The sequence below is a fragment of the Pseudomonas sp. NFPP02 genome, assembly GCF_900119355.1.
GTDB classification, from domain to species: domain Bacteria; phylum Pseudomonadota; class Gammaproteobacteria; order Pseudomonadales; family Pseudomonadaceae; genus Aquipseudomonas; species Aquipseudomonas paracarnis.
Genome location: NZ_FPJI01000009.1, coordinates 210,287 through 224,076, shown reverse-complemented (window position 1 = coordinate 224,076; position 13,790 = coordinate 210,287). Strand labels below are relative to the sequence as shown.

The window sequence follows — 13,790 nt, the reverse complement described above, 5'->3', positions numbered from 1 at the left end:
GCTCGCTCCTACAAGTGACCCGAAGTCACTTCTCGACGAACGCACGCTCGATCAGGTAGTCACCCGGCTCACGCATCCGTGGCGAAACCTTGAGGCCAAAGCTGTTCAACACTTCGCTGGTCTCGTCCAACATGCTTGGGCTGCCGCACAGCATGGCGCGGTCGTCCTCGGGATTGATTGGCGGCAGGCCGATGTCGCTGAACAGCTTGCCGCTGCGCATCAGGTCGGTCAGGCGGCCTTCGTTTTCGAACGGCTCGCGGGTCACGGTCGGGTAGTAGATCAACTTGTCACGCAGGGCCTCACCGAAGAACTCGTTCTGCGGCAGGTGCTCGGTGATGAATTCGCGGTAGGCGACTTCGTTGACGTAGCGCACGCCGTGGCACAGGATCACTTTTTCGAAACGCTCATAGGTCTCCGGGTCCTGGATCACGCTCATGAATGGAGCGAGGCCAGTACCGGTGCTGAGCAGGTACAGGTGTTTGCCCGGCTTCAAATCGTCAAGCACCAGAGTGCCCGTCGGTTTTTTGCTGATGATGATCTCGTCGCCTTCCTTCAAATGCTGCAATTGGGAAGTCAGCGGGCCATCGGGCACCTTGATGCTGAAGAACTCCAGATGCTCTTCCCAGTTCGGGCTGGCAATGGAGTAAGCGCGCATGAGCGGGCGGCCGTTGGGTTGTTGCAGGCCGATCATCACGAACTGACCGTTCTCGAAGCGCAGGCCCGGATCGCGGGTGCACTTGAAGCTGAACAGAGTGTCGTTCCAGTGATGAACACTGAGGACACGCTCGTGGTTCATGTTGCTCATGTACGGGGGACTCCTGGAAATGGGTCTGCGCCAAAGGTATGGATGCGCAATTGCACAGCATTCTAATGGCGGCGACAATATCTGTTAACTGGATTATTAAGATAAGGGTTATCGGTTATATCGATATGCGATTTACTCTCCGTCAACTGCAAGTTTTCGTCGCCGTCGCCCAGCAGGAAAGCGTCTCGCGCGCTGCTGGCCTTCTGGCCTTATCTCAATCCGCCGCCAGCACCTCGATTACCGAGCTGGAGCGTCAATCCAGCTGCCAATTATTCGACCGCGCCGGCAAACGCCTGAGCCTCAACGCCCTCGGTCACCAGCTGTTACCCCAGGCCGTGGCATTGCTGGACCAAGCCAAGGAGATCGAAGACCTGCTCAACGGCAAGTCCGGCTTCGGTTCCCTGGCGGTCGGCGCCACGCTGACCATCGGCAATTACCTGGCGACGCTGCTGATTGGCAGCTTTATGCAGCAGCATCCCGAGAGCCAGGTGAAACTGCATGTGCAGAACACTGCGCATATCGTGCATCAGGTGGCGCACTACGAAATTGACCTGGGTCTAATCGAAGGCGACTGCAGCCACCCGGATATCGAGGTGCAGACGTGGGTAGAAGATGAGCTGGTGGTGTTCTGTGCGCCCCAGCATCATTTGGCCAAGCGTGGCGTGGCCACCATGGACGAGTTGACCCACGAAGCGTGGATCCTGCGAGAACAAGGCTCGGGCACGCGCCTGACCTTCGACCAGGCTATGCGTCACCACCGTAGCGCACTGAATATCCGCCTGGAGTTGGAACACACCGAGGCAATCAAGCGAGCTGTGGAGTCAGGCTTGGGGATTGGCTGCATTTCGCGGCTGGCGCTGCGTGATGCCTTCCGCCGTGGCAGCCTGGTGCCGGTAGAAACCCCGGACCTGGACCTGGCCCGGCAGTTCTACTTCATCTGGCACAAGCAGAAGTACCAGACCTCGGCGATGCGCGAGTTTCTCGAACTATGCCGCGCTTTCACCGCTGGGGTGCAGCGCAGCGACGAGATCGTACTGCCGAGTATCGCGTGATCCTCAGATCAGGATCACCGCCCATACCAGGGTGATCATGGTCAGTGCCACGAATTGCGCGGCGCTGCCCATGTCCTTGGCGTTTTTTGACAGCGGGTGGCGGTCCAGGGAAATACGGTCAATGGCCGCTTCTACCGCTGAGTTGAGCAATTCGACGATCAGCGCCAACAAACACACTGCAATCAGCAGCGCCCGTTCAACCCGGCTGACCTGCAGGAAAAAGCTCAAGGGGATCAGGATGACGTTCAGCAACACCAACTGGCGGAATGCCGCCTCGCCAGTGAAAGCCGCACGCAGGCCATCCAGGGAATAGCCCCCTGCGTTGAAGATACGTTTGATACCGGTTTGACCCTTGAAAGGCGACATAGATGTAGGCAACTGAACCAAAGAAGTGGGGAAGCTAGATCACGCAAAGTCAAAAAAGCGTGAAGCGGCTGTAACTTAATGTTGCGAGATTGACTCAAGTTGCTGCAAAAGCAACGCCGCCTGAGTGCGCGTACGCACGCCCAACTTACGGAAAATCGCCGTAACGTGGGCCTTGATGGTCGCTTCCGACACACTCAACTCGTAGGCAATCTGCTTGTTCAACAAACCTTCGCAAACCATGGTCAATACCCGGAACTGCTGGGGCGTCAAGCTGGCCAGTCCATCGCGGGCAGCCTTGGCTTCGTCGGACACATTGATTTCTTCAAACGCCTGGGGTGGCCAGGACACATCGCCGTCCAACACCGTGCGCACGGCTTTCTGGATATCTTCCATCGCGCTGGACTTGGGAATGAAACCGCTGGCGCCAAACTCCTTGGAGCGCACCACCACGTCGGCTTCTTCCTGGGCCGACACCATCACCACGGGGATCTGCGGGTATTGGCCACGCAGCAGCACCAGCCCTGAAAAACCGTAGGCGCCCGGCATGTTCAGGTCGAGCAACACCAGGTCCCAGTCGGATTTTTCAGTCAGGCGGGCTTCCAGTTCGGCAATGCTGGCTACTTCGACCAAACGTACATCGGGGCCAAGGCCCAGGGTTACGGCCTGATGCAGTGCGCTGCGAAACAGCGGGTGGTCATCGGCAATCAGGATTTCGTATGTGGCCATTGGTTAAATGATCCTGTTTTTTATGGGAGCCCTGATGGGTTCAGGGTTCACCAATACACGAGGCGACGGCCGGGCAGCGATCGCCACAGGGCCCGCTCAACGTCAAAAACACATGAAACGACGTCGATAATTCACGGTTGCGCCCAATCGGCGCACAGCATGCCCAGCGTAGCCTGGAGGGTCAAGCACTACGCCCGTGGGGATTTTAGCGGGTTGCGGGCTTACAGTGCCATCATGCAAACGTCGTCTGGCTATACCGCCGGGATGTAGGGTGCAAGGCGGGTATGCACGGTGTCTGCCGCATCCAGTGGCAGTTGGAACTTGGCAGCCAGGTAATGGGTGCTGAACACATCGAGGTAGGCATCCAGCACTTCGCTGGCGGCCAGGTCCTCGGCCAGTTCCAGGCATAGCGCCGCCACCTCGGCCGTGCAGAAATGGTCATCGCGCTTGGAGCGCCGTAGCTTGTAACGCGACAACTGCTCGGGCGCCAGGCTCAGCACCGGCAAATGTTCCAGATAGGGACTTTTGCGAAACATCTTGCGCGCTTCGCTCCAGGTGCCGTCCAGCAGGATGAACAGTGGGCGCTTGCCCTCCTCCACGCGCACTTCACTGACCACCCGTTGCGGCGCCACGAATTCACCGGGAAATACGATGTAGGGTTGCCACTGCGGGTCGGCCAGCAACCTGAGCAACTCGGGGTCGACTTCGGTACGCGACCAGGCGAATGCGGTGGTGTCGTGTATGACATCGGCGATCAGCCAGCCCGTGTTACTGGGCTTCATCGGTTCAACGTCATGCATCAATAGGCACATGGCGGACTTGGCTTTTACCTGAGGCCGCCAGGCACACAGGCAGTACTCAGGAATGACCCGACAGCCGGGACAGCGCTCAGCACGGGAACCCCGATTGAGAAACGGCCTGACGGCACGCGCCAGACGCTGGGTACGCAAACGGGAGACGGCGTGACTCATCGGGCACGCGGCGCAGTAGAAGAAATCGACACGGAACAAACTCGTGAAAAACAGAAGTCCCGCAGTTTACCAGCGATACGCCTGGCTGTAGTGGCAAGGGCTCACCTATAATTGCGCGCCACTGAACGCACAGCCCAGTGGCTGGTCTATGCAACAGTAACCGAATCAGGAGAGTTTCATGCTGCGTTCCATGCTGCGCCTTGTTGCCCCATCCGTCGCCCTTGCGCTGGTCTTGCCTATGGGCGCCCACGCGGCCTCGCTGCTGGAGGCTCAAATGAACAAGAAGCTGCAAAGCGTCGCGGCCGAAAGCAACAAGGACCTGCCCCGGGAAATCGATGAAAAAACCCTGGAAGTCGCCTACACCGTTGAAGGGATGCAACTGATCGATCACCTCAGCGTGCTGCCTGACCGTGCCGAACAGATGCGCGCCAACCCCAAGGCTGTGTATTTCCAGCTGGGCCGCAGTGTGTGCACCAACCCGGGCTACCGCGAGCTGATGGCCAAGGGCGCAGTGATGCGCTACGAAATTACCGAGAACAAGACCAATCGCCCGGTGGCTTCCGTCAAGTTCGCAGAGGCCGATTGCCCGGCTCCGGCGAAAAAGAAAAAGTAACCTCTGCTTGACCCTCCCGCGCTGCTTCCCAGCGGCGCGCACGCTTCCTCTGCGTTTGCCACCAACGACTAAACTGCGTAATGAACCCCCAATAAGCGGTTGCCAGCCAAGGGTTTTTCGGCCCATGATCAGTTCATCCCAGATGCCCGCCCACCACAGTTTTTAATGCTGTTCTGTCATATTTTCAGGGCAAAAAAAGGCCTGCCCTCCTGCGGCATGCCGCGACACAAGCAGTGTCGTGGCCCAGGCGACGTTCTCGTCGACTACCCAGGCCCTGTAAAGAAGGAGAAATTGAATGCCTTATGAATCGAATGATTTGCTGCTTCGTCATTTTGAAGAAAACGGGACCGACCTCACTCAGCAGGTCGACGCACAAATTCAGTTGATCGCCCCCAACAGCCCGAATATCCCTCTTTATCGAGACATGATCCTCACCGTCCTGCGCATGGCCCAGGACGACCGTGATCGCTGGAACGCCAAGATCACCCTGCGTGCCATCCGCGAACTGGACCATGCCTTTCGGGTGCTCGAACAATTCAAGGGCCGGCGCAAAGTCACGGTATTCGGCTCGGCGCGTACGCCAGTGGAAAGCCCGCTGTATGCGCTGGCCCGAGAGGTGGGTGCGGCGTTGGCACGTTCCGACCTGATGGTCATCACCGGTGGCGGTGGCGGGATCATGGCCGCAGCCCACGAAGGAGCGGGCCTGGAGCACAGCCTGGGGTTCAATATCACCCTGCCCTTTGAACAGCATGCCAACCCAACCATTGATGGCACCGACAACCTGCTGTCATTCCACTTCTTCTTTACCCGTAAGCTGTTCTTCGTCAAAGAAGCCGACGCGCTGGTGTTGTGCCCTGGCGGCTTCGGCACCCTCGACGAGGCATTGGAAGTGCTGACCCTGATCCAGACCGGCAAGAGCCCGCTGGTGCCGGTAGTGCTACTGGATGCGCCGGGCGGTGGATTCTGGCAAGGCGCCCTGGATTTCATCCGCAGCCAGCTGGAAGCCAATCGCTACATCCTGCCCACCGACCTCAAACTGGTCCGCCTGGTCTACAGCGCCGAAGAGGCGGTGGACGAAATCAACCAGTTCTACGCCAACTTCCACTCCACCCGTTGGCTTAAGCGTGAGTTTGTGGTGCGCATGAATCATCCACTGAGTGACCGCGCCCTAGCCCATATGCAGCAAGCGTTTGCCAGCTTGCGGCTCAGTGGCGAGTTCCAGCAACTCGCCTATACGGGCGAAGACCATGACGAACCGAGGTTCAGCCATTTGACGCGTTTGGTGTTCAATTTCAACGGTCGCGACCAGGGGCGATTGCGGGAGTTGGTGGATTACATCAACCTGCCGGAGAACTGGGCACAGGCCCAGGGCAAGGCACAGCAACGGATGACACCAGAAACAGCGTGATTTTTTGCAGGCAAAAAAAAGGCCCACTATTTTCATAGTGGGCCTTTTGTTTTTTGCTCAGTCGTCCATATCCCGACCGCTCAATAAACGGCTGATCATGTCCATCGAAAACCCGCGATAACTCAAGAAGCGACCTTGCTTCGCACGCTCCTTGGCATCAATAGGAAGATGCCCAGCAAACTTGCGACGCCAGGTTTCCTCCAACTGCGACTGCCAACTGATACCGCACTCACGTAGCGCAAGGTCAATATCGGCACGTTGCAGTCCACGCTGGCTCAACTCTTCGCGAATCCGCGCAGGTCCATAACCGGAGCGTGCGCGGTAAGACACAAAGCTTTCGAGGTAACGGGCTTCCGACAACAGCCCTTCTTCCGTCAACCGGTCGAGGGCTGTTTCGATCATCTCAGGCTCTGCGCCGCGCTGACGCAACTTACGTGTCAGCTCGACTCGACCATGCTCGCGGCGAGCGAGCAGGTCCATCGCAGTGCGCCGAACGGCGACGAGTGTATCCAGTACAACAGTCATCGCTTGCTTCAGACGTCAGTATCGGCTTCTTCCATTTCATCTACCGGCTCGCGGTTGGCAGCCGCCTTCACGTCCGGCGCTGCGGTCAACAGCTTGTCGCGGATCTGCTTCTCAAGCGTGGCAGCGATATCCGGGTTATCCGCCAGGAACTTGGCCGAGTTGGCCTTGCCCTGACCGATCTTGCTGCCGTTGTAGGCATACCAGGCACCGGACTTCTCGACGAAACCGTGCAGTACGCCCAGGTCGATCATCTCGCCGTTCAGGTAGATACCCTTACCGTAGAGAATCTGGAACTCAGCCTGACGGAATGGCGGGGCCACTTTGTTCTTCACGACCTTGACGCGGGTTTCGCTACCAACAACCTCGTCACCTTCCTTCACCGCGCCCGTACGGCGGATATCCAGACGGACCGAAGCGTAGAACTTCAGCGCGTTACCACCGGTGGTGGTTTCCGGGCTGCCGAACATCACGCCGATCTTCATACGGATCTGGTTGATGAAGATCACCAGGCAGTTGGCGTTCTTGATGTTACCGGTAATTTTACGCAGCGCCTGGGACATCAGGCGGGCTTGCAGGCCCACGTGCATGTCGCCCATTTCGCCTTCGATTTCAGCCTTGGGTACCAGGGCAGCCACGGAGTCGACCACGATCACGTCGATGGCGTTGGAGCGCACCAGCATGTCGGTGATTTCCAGGGCTTGCTCGCCGGTGTCCGGCTGGGAAACCAGCAGGTCATCAACGTTGACGCCCAGCTTGCCGGCGTATTCAGGATCCAGGGCGTGCTCGGCGTCGACGAACGCACAGGTGGCGCCCATTTTCTGCGCCTGGGCAATCACCGACAGGGTCAGGGTGGTTTTACCGGAAGATTCAGGACCGTAGATTTCAACGATACGGCCTTTTGGCAGGCCGCCAATGCCGAGCGCGATGTCCAGACCCAGAGAGCCAGTGGAAATAGCCGGGATCGCCTGACGGTCGTGATCGCCCATACGCATTACGGCACCCTTGCCGAATTGACGTTCGATCTGACCCAGGGCCGCAGCCAAGGCTTTCTTCTTGTTGTCGTCCATTAAAGTCCTCACGTAATCAATAAGGCCTGACGGCCAACACCTGTATAAGTAGACAGTATTGTTCCACAAAGATCCAAGATCGCCTACCCCTGATTGTCTATTTCTGCTGCAGCTCGTCGCAACAAGCCCTCCAGCGCGGCTTTTACCGTTTGTCGGCGGACCTCGTCGCGGTTGCCGGTGAAGTGCGCAAGCTCAGCCGTCACCTCTTCGCCCACGGCAAAAGCCAGCCAAACGGTGCCCACCGGCTTGTCCGGCGAACCGCCATCGGGGCCGGCAACACCGCTGACCGCCACGGCAAACCGCGCCAGGCTTTTTTCCTGCGCGCCGCGGGCCATCGCCTCCACCACTTCCTGGCTGACGGCCCCGACTTTGGCGAACAGTTTTTCCGGTACATTCAACTGCCGGGTCTTCTGTCGGTTGGAATAAGTGACATAGCCCGCCTCGAACCAGGCCGAACTGCCCGGGATCCGCGTGATGGCTTCGGCGATGCCGCCGCCGGTACAGGACTCGGCAGTGGTGACGTGGGCACTGAGCACCTGCAAACGGCGACCCAGTTCGGCAGCCAGTTGAGTGATTTCCTTCACGGTCGTCTCCAGGAATGGGCGGGGGTTTGCCTACCCTACAGGAGCCCATCGACCATGCAAGGTACAGAGTGCATCAAGACGCTAATGCGCGACGGCCTGCACGTAGGCCTGGCAAGCACGCAAGGCGATCAGGGCGTTATCGCCGTCGTCGGTGATGCGGATAATTCGCTGAGCATGCGCCGGGTCAAGTCGGGCTCGCGAGGTTGCATGAACCACGCCGCCGGGGCTGGGGGCGGCAGGCACTGTGCAGCCAGTGGTGACGGTGGCGAGAAGGACTGACAGCCGCACATCAGCAGTGGCCAGGCGATCGCGCAGAGCCGCTTGATTACGCAGGGCATCGTTCAATTCCTGAATGTGTTGGTGATCGCTAGTAGAGATTTGCTGTTCAAGGGCCAGGCGTTTGGCCTGTTCAGCCTGTTGTTGCTGAAGAATTGCCTGGCTTTGTTGGCTGAGCGCCTGTGTATGTCGGACCGATTGCAGCTCCAGCTGCGCCCCGTATCGCCACGCCTGCACCTGCCAAACAAGCGCCATGAGCAGGCACACACCGACCAAGCGAAACGCACCTAGGAAACGCATAGCACCGCCTTCGCTCGCACCCACAACCGCAAACGATCGTCCAGACCGTTGAGCCCACCATTGATACGGCGAGTGATGGTGGTGAACTGGTCTTTGTCGGCGAGCTCATTGAGGCCGTTGCTTTGCCAGAACCAGGCGGCAGATTCGCAGGCCCACTGTGGCTGCTCCAGCAATTTTGGTTGTCGCAGCAGACGATCGTCACCAAACAGAGCTTGGCTGCACGCCATGTAATTACGGCGCCCGGTGATCTGGATCAGCCCCCTGCCCCGATACATTTGCCCATCACCGTCCGCCTCAGGGGTGTTGCCCAGCCGCGCGGCCAAGCTGCCGGTGTCGTACTTGCTCAGGTATTGATCGCTACCCAATTCGCGCACGTACTGTAACTGGGCAGACTCGTGACCGATTTGGGCGAGGAAGGCGGCGGCGCGACGGGCCGTATTGATCTGATGCCCCGCAAAGGCCGCATTTAGAAAGGTTAAAAAAATGCCCGCGCGAAGGCGGGCTCCAGGCATTACACCCAGAAGCTGAGCATGTGTGATTACCATGGGTTTTACTCTAAGGAAGGATCTACACCGACAAACCGCTGGCCTGGACCGTACTCCGATAGCCACCTTTTCGCTCGCCCCTGGATTTCACCGTTTTAATCGACCAGCGCCCTTGCATGAACCCCGGCCACGACTCATCCAGCAGCAACAGGCCTTCAGCAGCCAACGAAGGATTACCCGGGCAGACCACATCGATCTGCAACCCTTCGCGCCCCACCCGCCGCATCTCTCCCTGCGCCGCCGAGCGTGCTTCGTCCTCGCTCTGGTATCGCGGTGTCACCATTTTGAAGGGTGCGATGCCCACCTTGACGACACGCTGTTTTCCGGCTGCCGCGTCCCACCATGACGTTTGCGCACCGTTGTATTTGGCACGGCTGGTCTCGGTGAAACTGGCGCTGATGAACGCGCGGTCACCTGGACGATTGTCATGGGTGATCGACAACCGTACATCCGGCAATGCCTTGCCCGACAGCGTCTTGATCTGGCCTTTGCGCCCCAGTACATACAGCTCATCGACAGGCTTGGCCACCGCATCGAAGCGCTTGGCCAAGCGCGTCAGAAAGGCCATGTCGCTTTCATTGGTCTGATCGATGTGCGCGATCGGCTCACTGTCGAGTTCAGGCGCCACACGCGGTGAAAAACCATATCGGGTGGTCAGTTGGCGAAACAGCGCACCCAGGGTTATCGGCCCATGGCTGGCGGTGCGGCGCTGTTTGAATTCGTGCTCGTCGAACGGTGCCGCCGTGGCCACCAGCACCAGTCGCAATGGGAACATCGACGGCGTGCGCTGGGTGATCTTGAACACGCCCTTATCCACCAGGCCCGATTCCAGATAGCCAATACGCAGGCCAATTTTGCCGCCCAGATCGGGCAGCCCTTCAAGCCCCTCGATATCGAGGGTCAACTTCAGTTGATCAGATACAAACCCCGCTGCGTCGGTATGCTCCCACTCCAAGAGCCTCTCGTTGAATAACGCGGCATTGGCTCCGTATAGCTCCACTACAGGTGTAAATCCGAGTGCCATGATGGCTCCTTAATCCCAGGCGGAAACCGGCCGACTCGCAACCGGTTGCGCGTCCAATTCGGGCACCAGCACGCTGACGCCCGCCGGCAGTACCGCGCACTGTTCGGCCAACTCCGGGTTCAAGCGCCACAACGCTTCTTCTGCGGCATCATCACTGCGCCCCAGTTCGCGGTAGAGCAACAGGTTCACCGAGTCGCCGGCAATACTTCGAACCCTACGCATTGACGAACTCCTCCAGTAACAATGTCCAATTGATCACCATGGCCGTCCCGTCGTCGATCACGCTGGCTTGTTTTTCACTGATCGACTGGATGGTCCATAGCCCCCAGTTACGCCCCAACCCGTCCACCAAAGGCAACGGCGCCCGCAGGGCCTGCAGGGTGCGCAACTCATCCAGGCGCGCCATGCCATCGGCACGCGCAGCCTTGCCGCCCAATGCCAGCGTTTCGAGCCCCTGGCCGACCTGGCTGGATTTAGGTTTGCCGGCAATGATGTCGAGACTGACCCAGCCCCCGCTGCTACCACGATCAAGCGTGTCGTAGGCGAACCCACGGGACAGCCCGAAAATAAAAGTACCCAAGACCATCTGTTGTCGCATCACACAGCTCCATCGGTGAGTGCTGCGCCGCGTCGGGTCGCCAGCAGGTTGTCCATCGACAGCGGGGTAAATTGCGCTTCGATCTGTTGCACCACGAGCGCCGCCAGTTGTTGATGGCTGGCTTGCTCAGGCGCGGTGATGGTGATTTGCGGGGCGAAGTTGATTTGGCGGTTGTCGGCCTGAGGGGCGTTGAGGTTTTTGCTGACCTCCGTGGGGGATGGCAGGCGATCGCCCGTCCCCATCACTTTTTCAGCCAGCCACGCACCGACGTCACTGCCCACGAAAGTGCCCACGGCGCCACCGACTACCTTACCGATTGCGCCCCCGGCGACGCCGCCCATCACACCGCCCAACACTGTGCCGGCACCCGGAACAACCGAACCGATAACAGCTCCCGCCAGCGTGCCGACCGCTCGGCCTATCGCCATCCCGGCCACATCACCGACGACACCGCCGGCAACACCGCCGCCGATGGAGCCCACGCTAGTGCCAACCGCTTGACCCAGGTTTCCGGTCATCGCGCCTTGCGTCATCTCGACACCGGCCTGGGCCACCACCAAACCCAGGGGGACCCCTTTGGCCAGCTTGCTCACCTTCGCCGCCTTGCCAGAGATGCCAGGGCCGGAAGCAGACGGGCGATTACCGTTGTGCCCGTCATTACTCGGGGCGTTGCGCTGGCTGTCCGGCGGTGTGGTTTTATTCCCGGCTGCCGGCCCCTCTCCGAGCACTTTCCCTGCGACCTTTTCGAAAATCTTGTCCTTCACGGCACCGAAAACACCGGAAACCACCGGGATCAGCACCGCCCCCGCCAGGGTGACGGCAGCGGCAGCCTTGGGCAGGCCTTCCGCGAGCCAAGCCACGCCACTGACCAGGCCGTTCATTGCGGTCAGCGAGGCATCCACAACGGGGGCCAGCGCTGTATCAGAGGCGGTGCTCAAGCGTGTGGTACTGGCCTCGTAGGCTTGCCGACGTGCGTAAGTAGAGTCCGCACGAACCGCGGCCGAACGCAGCACCGAACCTTGGTCGCCCAGCGTCGAAGTGGCGTAGGTGGATTTTTCTGCGACCAGCGAAAAGGCCTGTTTCACGCTGTCGATCACCGGTACCAGGCTCAGAATCGTCTGGTTGCCGTCGAACAACTGCGTCGCCAGCACCGCCTGCCTTTCGGCAGGTTGCGACTTGAGCGCCTCCAGCACCGTAAGCACGGCCTGTGGGGCGTCCTGTTTCATGCCCGCCGCGAGTACTTTTGGATCAAGCTTGAGCTCTGCCCAGGCACTGCGTTGCCCTGCAGAGGCGTTGTCGCCTTTAGCCAGGACGGCGCTGATTTTTTCCAGCCCGGCACCAGCAACAACCTTGCTGTTACCTGCGCTCAACAACGCCGCCGAAAGCGCTGCAGCCTGTTCGGGACTCATGCCCGCAGCCTTCGCGGCAGCGCCTTGGAGTTGCACAACAGCGCCGATATCCGCCGATTCGGCCTTGAGCGATACCTGGGTGCCCAGCACGTTTGTTGCGTCGGCAAGGTCCAAGGCTTGTGCGCGATCAAGGTGCATTGACTCGCGCCAGCCGCCCATGATTTCGCCGGCATTTTTGACGTCGATCTTGAACGCCGTCGCCAGGATCGCAGCGTCGCGAGCGAACTGCTGCAGGTCTGCCCGGCGCCCAACGGGGTCGATATTGCCCGAAGCGTCCTTGCGATCACTGCCGATACCGGAACGGGCGGCGGCATACTCGACCTTTGCGAGGTCGACGGCACTGGCACCACTGGCAGCCACCACCGGCTCGGACGCCATGGCAAGGTTGGCTTCACGCAATGCCTTGCGCTCATGCCGGGCAAGCATCAACAGTTGATCAATATCGGTCATCGCGGCGTCCAGCGCCTGCGAGGGTGTGCGCTTGTCTGTAGCCGCGACGGTCTTCGTAGCCTCTGCGTTCCCGGCAGTTTGAGCTTGCCGGGCGTCCATCACCTTGAGCAACGAGACGTTGAACAGCTCCAGCGTATCGACCAACCGTACCTGCCCGTCCGCCAGATGCTTGATCTGCAAGCTGGCATCGGCCAATGCCAGGGCCAAACTCGCCGCACTCCCCGGTGCCACCTCAAGCGGGCTCGGCAGCGCTTGGGTGATAGGTTTGAGACTGGCCTGCATTCCTGTCACCTGAAGTGCGCCCTGAGTCATCACGCCGTCCTTGGCAATGGCTGACCCTGCTCCATTATTACTATCTGCCATTGCGCTCTACTCCTGTTTGACGCCAAGACGACTGATTGCGATGTCGTAGCGGCGCAATGCTTTGCCGGCTTCCCAATCGAGGATTTCCGCTTCGTTTACCGAGTAAACCAGCGGCACTACATCGAGGATCACTTCGATGTCGCGCTCCGAAAGAAGTCCGCCGGTTTGTTTAAAAAATCGTCGATGCGCTCCTGCAGCTCGGTCCAGTCGGGCACGGTCAGGCCGGCAAGATCGGGAATCATCAGGCCGGTGCAGTGGGCGGTGATGAACTCGGCACGGTCTTTGTTGGTAGCGAGCTTTTTCATCACCTTGGTAGCGCGCAGAGCGGGCATTTCCAGAGGCAGTTCGGTCAGGGTTCGGCCGGCGGCTTCCAGGGGTAATAGCAGGTGGACAGGCTGGTCGTGGGTCGTCACGTCCTGTTCGTTCAGGAAGAACGAGGCCGGGCGCGTCGACATTTCGTGTACGTACTGCGCAATGCTTACGTAGTCCGGGCGCTTGAGTTGGTCGAGCTCTTTTTCCGACAGGCCGGTGGCGAGTTTCGCCAGTTCGAAGAACTGGTCGTCCTCGTCATCACCGGCCCGGGCCAGCGCGTCTTTTTGCGCGGCGTAGAACAACGGTTTGAGTTGAACCTGCTCGATCATTGCACCGGTGTCGGCGGTGATCGGGGACAGCAGGATGTGCAACGGTGGCATCCAGGCCATGGGGAAT

At 59.6% G+C, this 13,790-nt stretch carries 18 protein-coding genes; 3 read left to right on the top strand and 15 right to left on the bottom strand.

Annotated elements, in window-relative coordinates; all coding sequences use genetic code 11:
* Window positions 1–25: 25 nt before the first annotated feature.
* The gene (fpr, locus tag BT204_RS17580) at window positions 26–805 is read right to left on the bottom strand and encodes a ferredoxin-NADP reductase (protein WP_003189055.1); all 780 of its coding nucleotides are present in this window, start codon (window positions 803–805) and stop codon (window positions 26–28) included.
* 125 nt (window positions 806–930) lie between these two features.
* Here fpr and BT204_RS17575 point away from each other — a divergent pair, with 125 nt between their 5' ends.
* Window positions 931–1,857 (top strand): LysR family transcriptional regulator, encoded by a 927-nt coding sequence (locus tag BT204_RS17575; RefSeq protein ID WP_003189054.1) that lies wholly within the window; start codon window positions 931–933, stop codon window positions 1,855–1,857.
* A 3-nt stretch (window positions 1,858–1,860) separates the two neighbouring features.
* Here BT204_RS17575 and BT204_RS17570 read toward each other — a convergent pair whose 3' ends face one another.
* From BT204_RS17570 to BT204_RS17560, 3 genes are all read right to left on the bottom strand, one after another.
* Window positions 1,861–2,223, bottom strand: a complete 363-nt coding sequence (locus BT204_RS17570) for a diacylglycerol kinase (protein ID WP_003189051.1) — start codon at window positions 2,221–2,223, stop codon at window positions 1,861–1,863.
* A gap of 75 nt (window positions 2,224–2,298) precedes the next feature.
* Window positions 2,299–2,949 (bottom strand): response regulator transcription factor ErdR, encoded by a 651-nt coding sequence (gene erdR, locus BT204_RS17565; protein ID WP_003189050.1) that lies wholly within the window; start codon window positions 2,947–2,949, stop codon window positions 2,299–2,301.
* Between the two features lie 251 nt (window positions 2,950–3,200).
* The gene (locus tag BT204_RS17560; protein ID WP_072447646.1) at window positions 3,201–3,920 is read right to left on the bottom strand and encodes a tRNA-uridine aminocarboxypropyltransferase; all 720 of its coding nucleotides are present in this window, start codon (window positions 3,918–3,920) and stop codon (window positions 3,201–3,203) included.
* A 178-nt stretch (window positions 3,921–4,098) separates the two neighbouring features.
* Here BT204_RS17560 and BT204_RS17555 point away from each other — a divergent pair, with 178 nt between their 5' ends.
* Together BT204_RS17555 and BT204_RS17550 are read left to right on the top strand one after the other, a co-directional pair.
* Window positions 4,099–4,533, top strand: a complete 435-nt coding sequence (locus BT204_RS17555) for a PA3611 family quorum-sensing-regulated virulence factor (RefSeq protein ID WP_034126491.1) — start codon at window positions 4,099–4,101, stop codon at window positions 4,531–4,533.
* A 295-nt stretch (window positions 4,534–4,828) separates the two neighbouring features.
* Window positions 4,829–5,941, top strand: a complete 1,113-nt coding sequence (locus BT204_RS17550; RefSeq protein WP_034126490.1) for an LOG family protein — start codon at window positions 4,829–4,831, stop codon at window positions 5,939–5,941.
* A 57-nt stretch (window positions 5,942–5,998) separates the two neighbouring features.
* Here the strand turns inward: BT204_RS17550 and recX are convergent, their stop codons facing one another.
* From recX to BT204_RS17500, 11 genes are all read right to left on the bottom strand, one after another.
* Complete coding sequence (recX, locus tag BT204_RS17545) at window positions 5,999–6,466, bottom strand: recombination regulator RecX (protein WP_034126489.1); 468 nt, start codon at window positions 6,464–6,466, stop codon at window positions 5,999–6,001.
* An 8-nt stretch (window positions 6,467–6,474) separates the two neighbouring features.
* The gene (gene recA, locus BT204_RS17540) at window positions 6,475–7,533 is read right to left on the bottom strand and encodes a recombinase RecA (RefSeq protein WP_014717176.1); all 1,059 of its coding nucleotides are present in this window, start codon (window positions 7,531–7,533) and stop codon (window positions 6,475–6,477) included.
* 83 nt (window positions 7,534–7,616) lie between these two features.
* On the bottom strand, window positions 7,617–8,117 hold the full coding sequence (locus BT204_RS17535; protein ID WP_054897099.1) for a CinA family protein: 501 nt from the start codon (window positions 8,115–8,117) through the stop codon (window positions 7,617–7,619).
* Window positions 8,118–8,198: 81 nt separating this feature from the next.
* Window positions 8,199–8,693: a lysis system i-spanin subunit Rz gene (locus tag BT204_RS17530; protein WP_034126487.1), complete on the bottom strand. Its 495-nt coding sequence runs from the start codon at window positions 8,691–8,693 to the stop codon at window positions 8,199–8,201.
* Window positions 8,681–9,238, bottom strand: coding sequence for a glycoside hydrolase family 19 protein (locus BT204_RS17525; RefSeq protein WP_054897097.1), 558 nt, complete (start codon window positions 9,236–9,238; stop codon window positions 8,681–8,683). Before BT204_RS17525 ends, BT204_RS17530 begins: the two co-directional genes overlap by 13 nt.
* A gap of 22 nt (window positions 9,239–9,260) precedes the next feature.
* The gene (locus tag BT204_RS17520; RefSeq protein ID WP_057976031.1) at window positions 9,261–10,262 is read right to left on the bottom strand and encodes a contractile injection system protein, VgrG/Pvc8 family; all 1,002 of its coding nucleotides are present in this window, start codon (window positions 10,260–10,262) and stop codon (window positions 9,261–9,263) included.
* 9 nt (window positions 10,263–10,271) lie between these two features.
* The gene (locus BT204_RS17515; RefSeq protein WP_054897095.1) at window positions 10,272–10,484 is read right to left on the bottom strand and encodes a tail protein X; all 213 of its coding nucleotides are present in this window, start codon (window positions 10,482–10,484) and stop codon (window positions 10,272–10,274) included.
* Window positions 10,477–10,860: a phage tail protein gene (locus tag BT204_RS17510; protein WP_034126484.1), complete on the bottom strand. Its 384-nt coding sequence runs from the start codon at window positions 10,858–10,860 to the stop codon at window positions 10,477–10,479. Before BT204_RS17510 ends, BT204_RS17515 begins: the two co-directional genes overlap by 8 nt.
* Window positions 10,860–13,001: a phage tail tape measure protein gene (locus BT204_RS17505; RefSeq protein ID WP_083544071.1), complete on the bottom strand. Its 2,142-nt coding sequence runs from the start codon at window positions 12,999–13,001 to the stop codon at window positions 10,860–10,862. Before BT204_RS17505 ends, BT204_RS17510 begins: the two co-directional genes overlap by 1 nt.
* 87 nt (window positions 13,002–13,088) lie before the next feature.
* A complete protein-coding gene (locus BT204_RS28300) occupies window positions 13,089–13,214 on the bottom strand; it encodes a hypothetical protein (protein ID WP_014717169.1) in 126 nt (41 codons plus the stop codon).
* Window positions 13,211–13,783 (bottom strand): phage tail assembly protein, encoded by a 573-nt coding sequence (locus BT204_RS17500; protein ID WP_072447642.1) that lies wholly within the window; start codon window positions 13,781–13,783, stop codon window positions 13,211–13,213. Before BT204_RS17500 ends, BT204_RS28300 begins: the two co-directional genes overlap by 4 nt.
* Between the last annotated feature and the right edge of the window lie 7 nt (window positions 13,784–13,790).

Coding starts and splice junctions, on each gene's coding strand:
- fpr (WP_003189055.1), bottom strand. CDS start 805: ATGAGCAACATGAACCACGAGCGTGTCCTCAGTGTTCATCACTGGAAC.
- BT204_RS17575 (WP_003189054.1), top strand. CDS start 931: ATGCGATTTACTCTCCGTCAACTGCAAGTTTTCGTCGCCGTCGCCCAG.
- BT204_RS17570 (WP_003189051.1), bottom strand. CDS start 2,223: ATGTCGCCTTTCAAGGGTCAAACCGGTATCAAACGTATCTTCAACGCA.
- erdR (WP_003189050.1), bottom strand. CDS start 2,949: ATGGCCACATACGAAATCCTGATTGCCGATGACCACCCGCTGTTTCGC.
- BT204_RS17560 (WP_072447646.1), bottom strand. CDS start 3,920: ATGAGTCACGCCGTCTCCCGTTTGCGTACCCAGCGTCTGGCGCGTGCC.
- BT204_RS17555 (WP_034126491.1), top strand. CDS start 4,099: ATGCTGCGTTCCATGCTGCGCCTTGTTGCCCCATCCGTCGCCCTTGCG.
- BT204_RS17550 (WP_034126490.1), top strand. CDS start 4,829: ATGCCTTATGAATCGAATGATTTGCTGCTTCGTCATTTTGAAGAAAAC.
- recX (WP_034126489.1), bottom strand. CDS start 6,466: ATGACTGTTGTACTGGATACACTCGTCGCCGTTCGGCGCACTGCGATG.
- recA (WP_014717176.1), bottom strand. CDS start 7,533: ATGGACGACAACAAGAAGAAAGCCTTGGCTGCGGCCCTGGGTCAGATC.
- BT204_RS17530 (WP_034126487.1), bottom strand. CDS start 8,693: ATGCGTTTCCTAGGTGCGTTTCGCTTGGTCGGTGTGTGCCTGCTCATG.
- BT204_RS17525 (WP_054897097.1), bottom strand. CDS start 9,238: ATGGTAATCACACATGCTCAGCTTCTGGGTGTAATGCCTGGAGCCCGC.
- BT204_RS17520 (WP_057976031.1), bottom strand. CDS start 10,262: ATGGCACTCGGATTTACACCTGTAGTGGAGCTATACGGAGCCAATGCC.
- BT204_RS17515 (WP_054897095.1), bottom strand. CDS start 10,484: ATGCGTAGGGTTCGAAGTATTGCCGGCGACTCGGTGAACCTGTTGCTC.
- BT204_RS17510 (WP_034126484.1), bottom strand. CDS start 10,860: ATGCGACAACAGATGGTCTTGGGTACTTTTATTTTCGGGCTGTCCCGT.
- BT204_RS17505 (WP_083544071.1), bottom strand. CDS start 13,001: ATGCAGGCCAGTCTCAAACCTATCACCCAAGCGCTGCCGAGCCCGCTT.
- BT204_RS17500 (WP_072447642.1), bottom strand. CDS start 13,783: ATGGCCTGGATGCCACCGTTGCACATCCTGCTGTCCCCGATCACCGCC.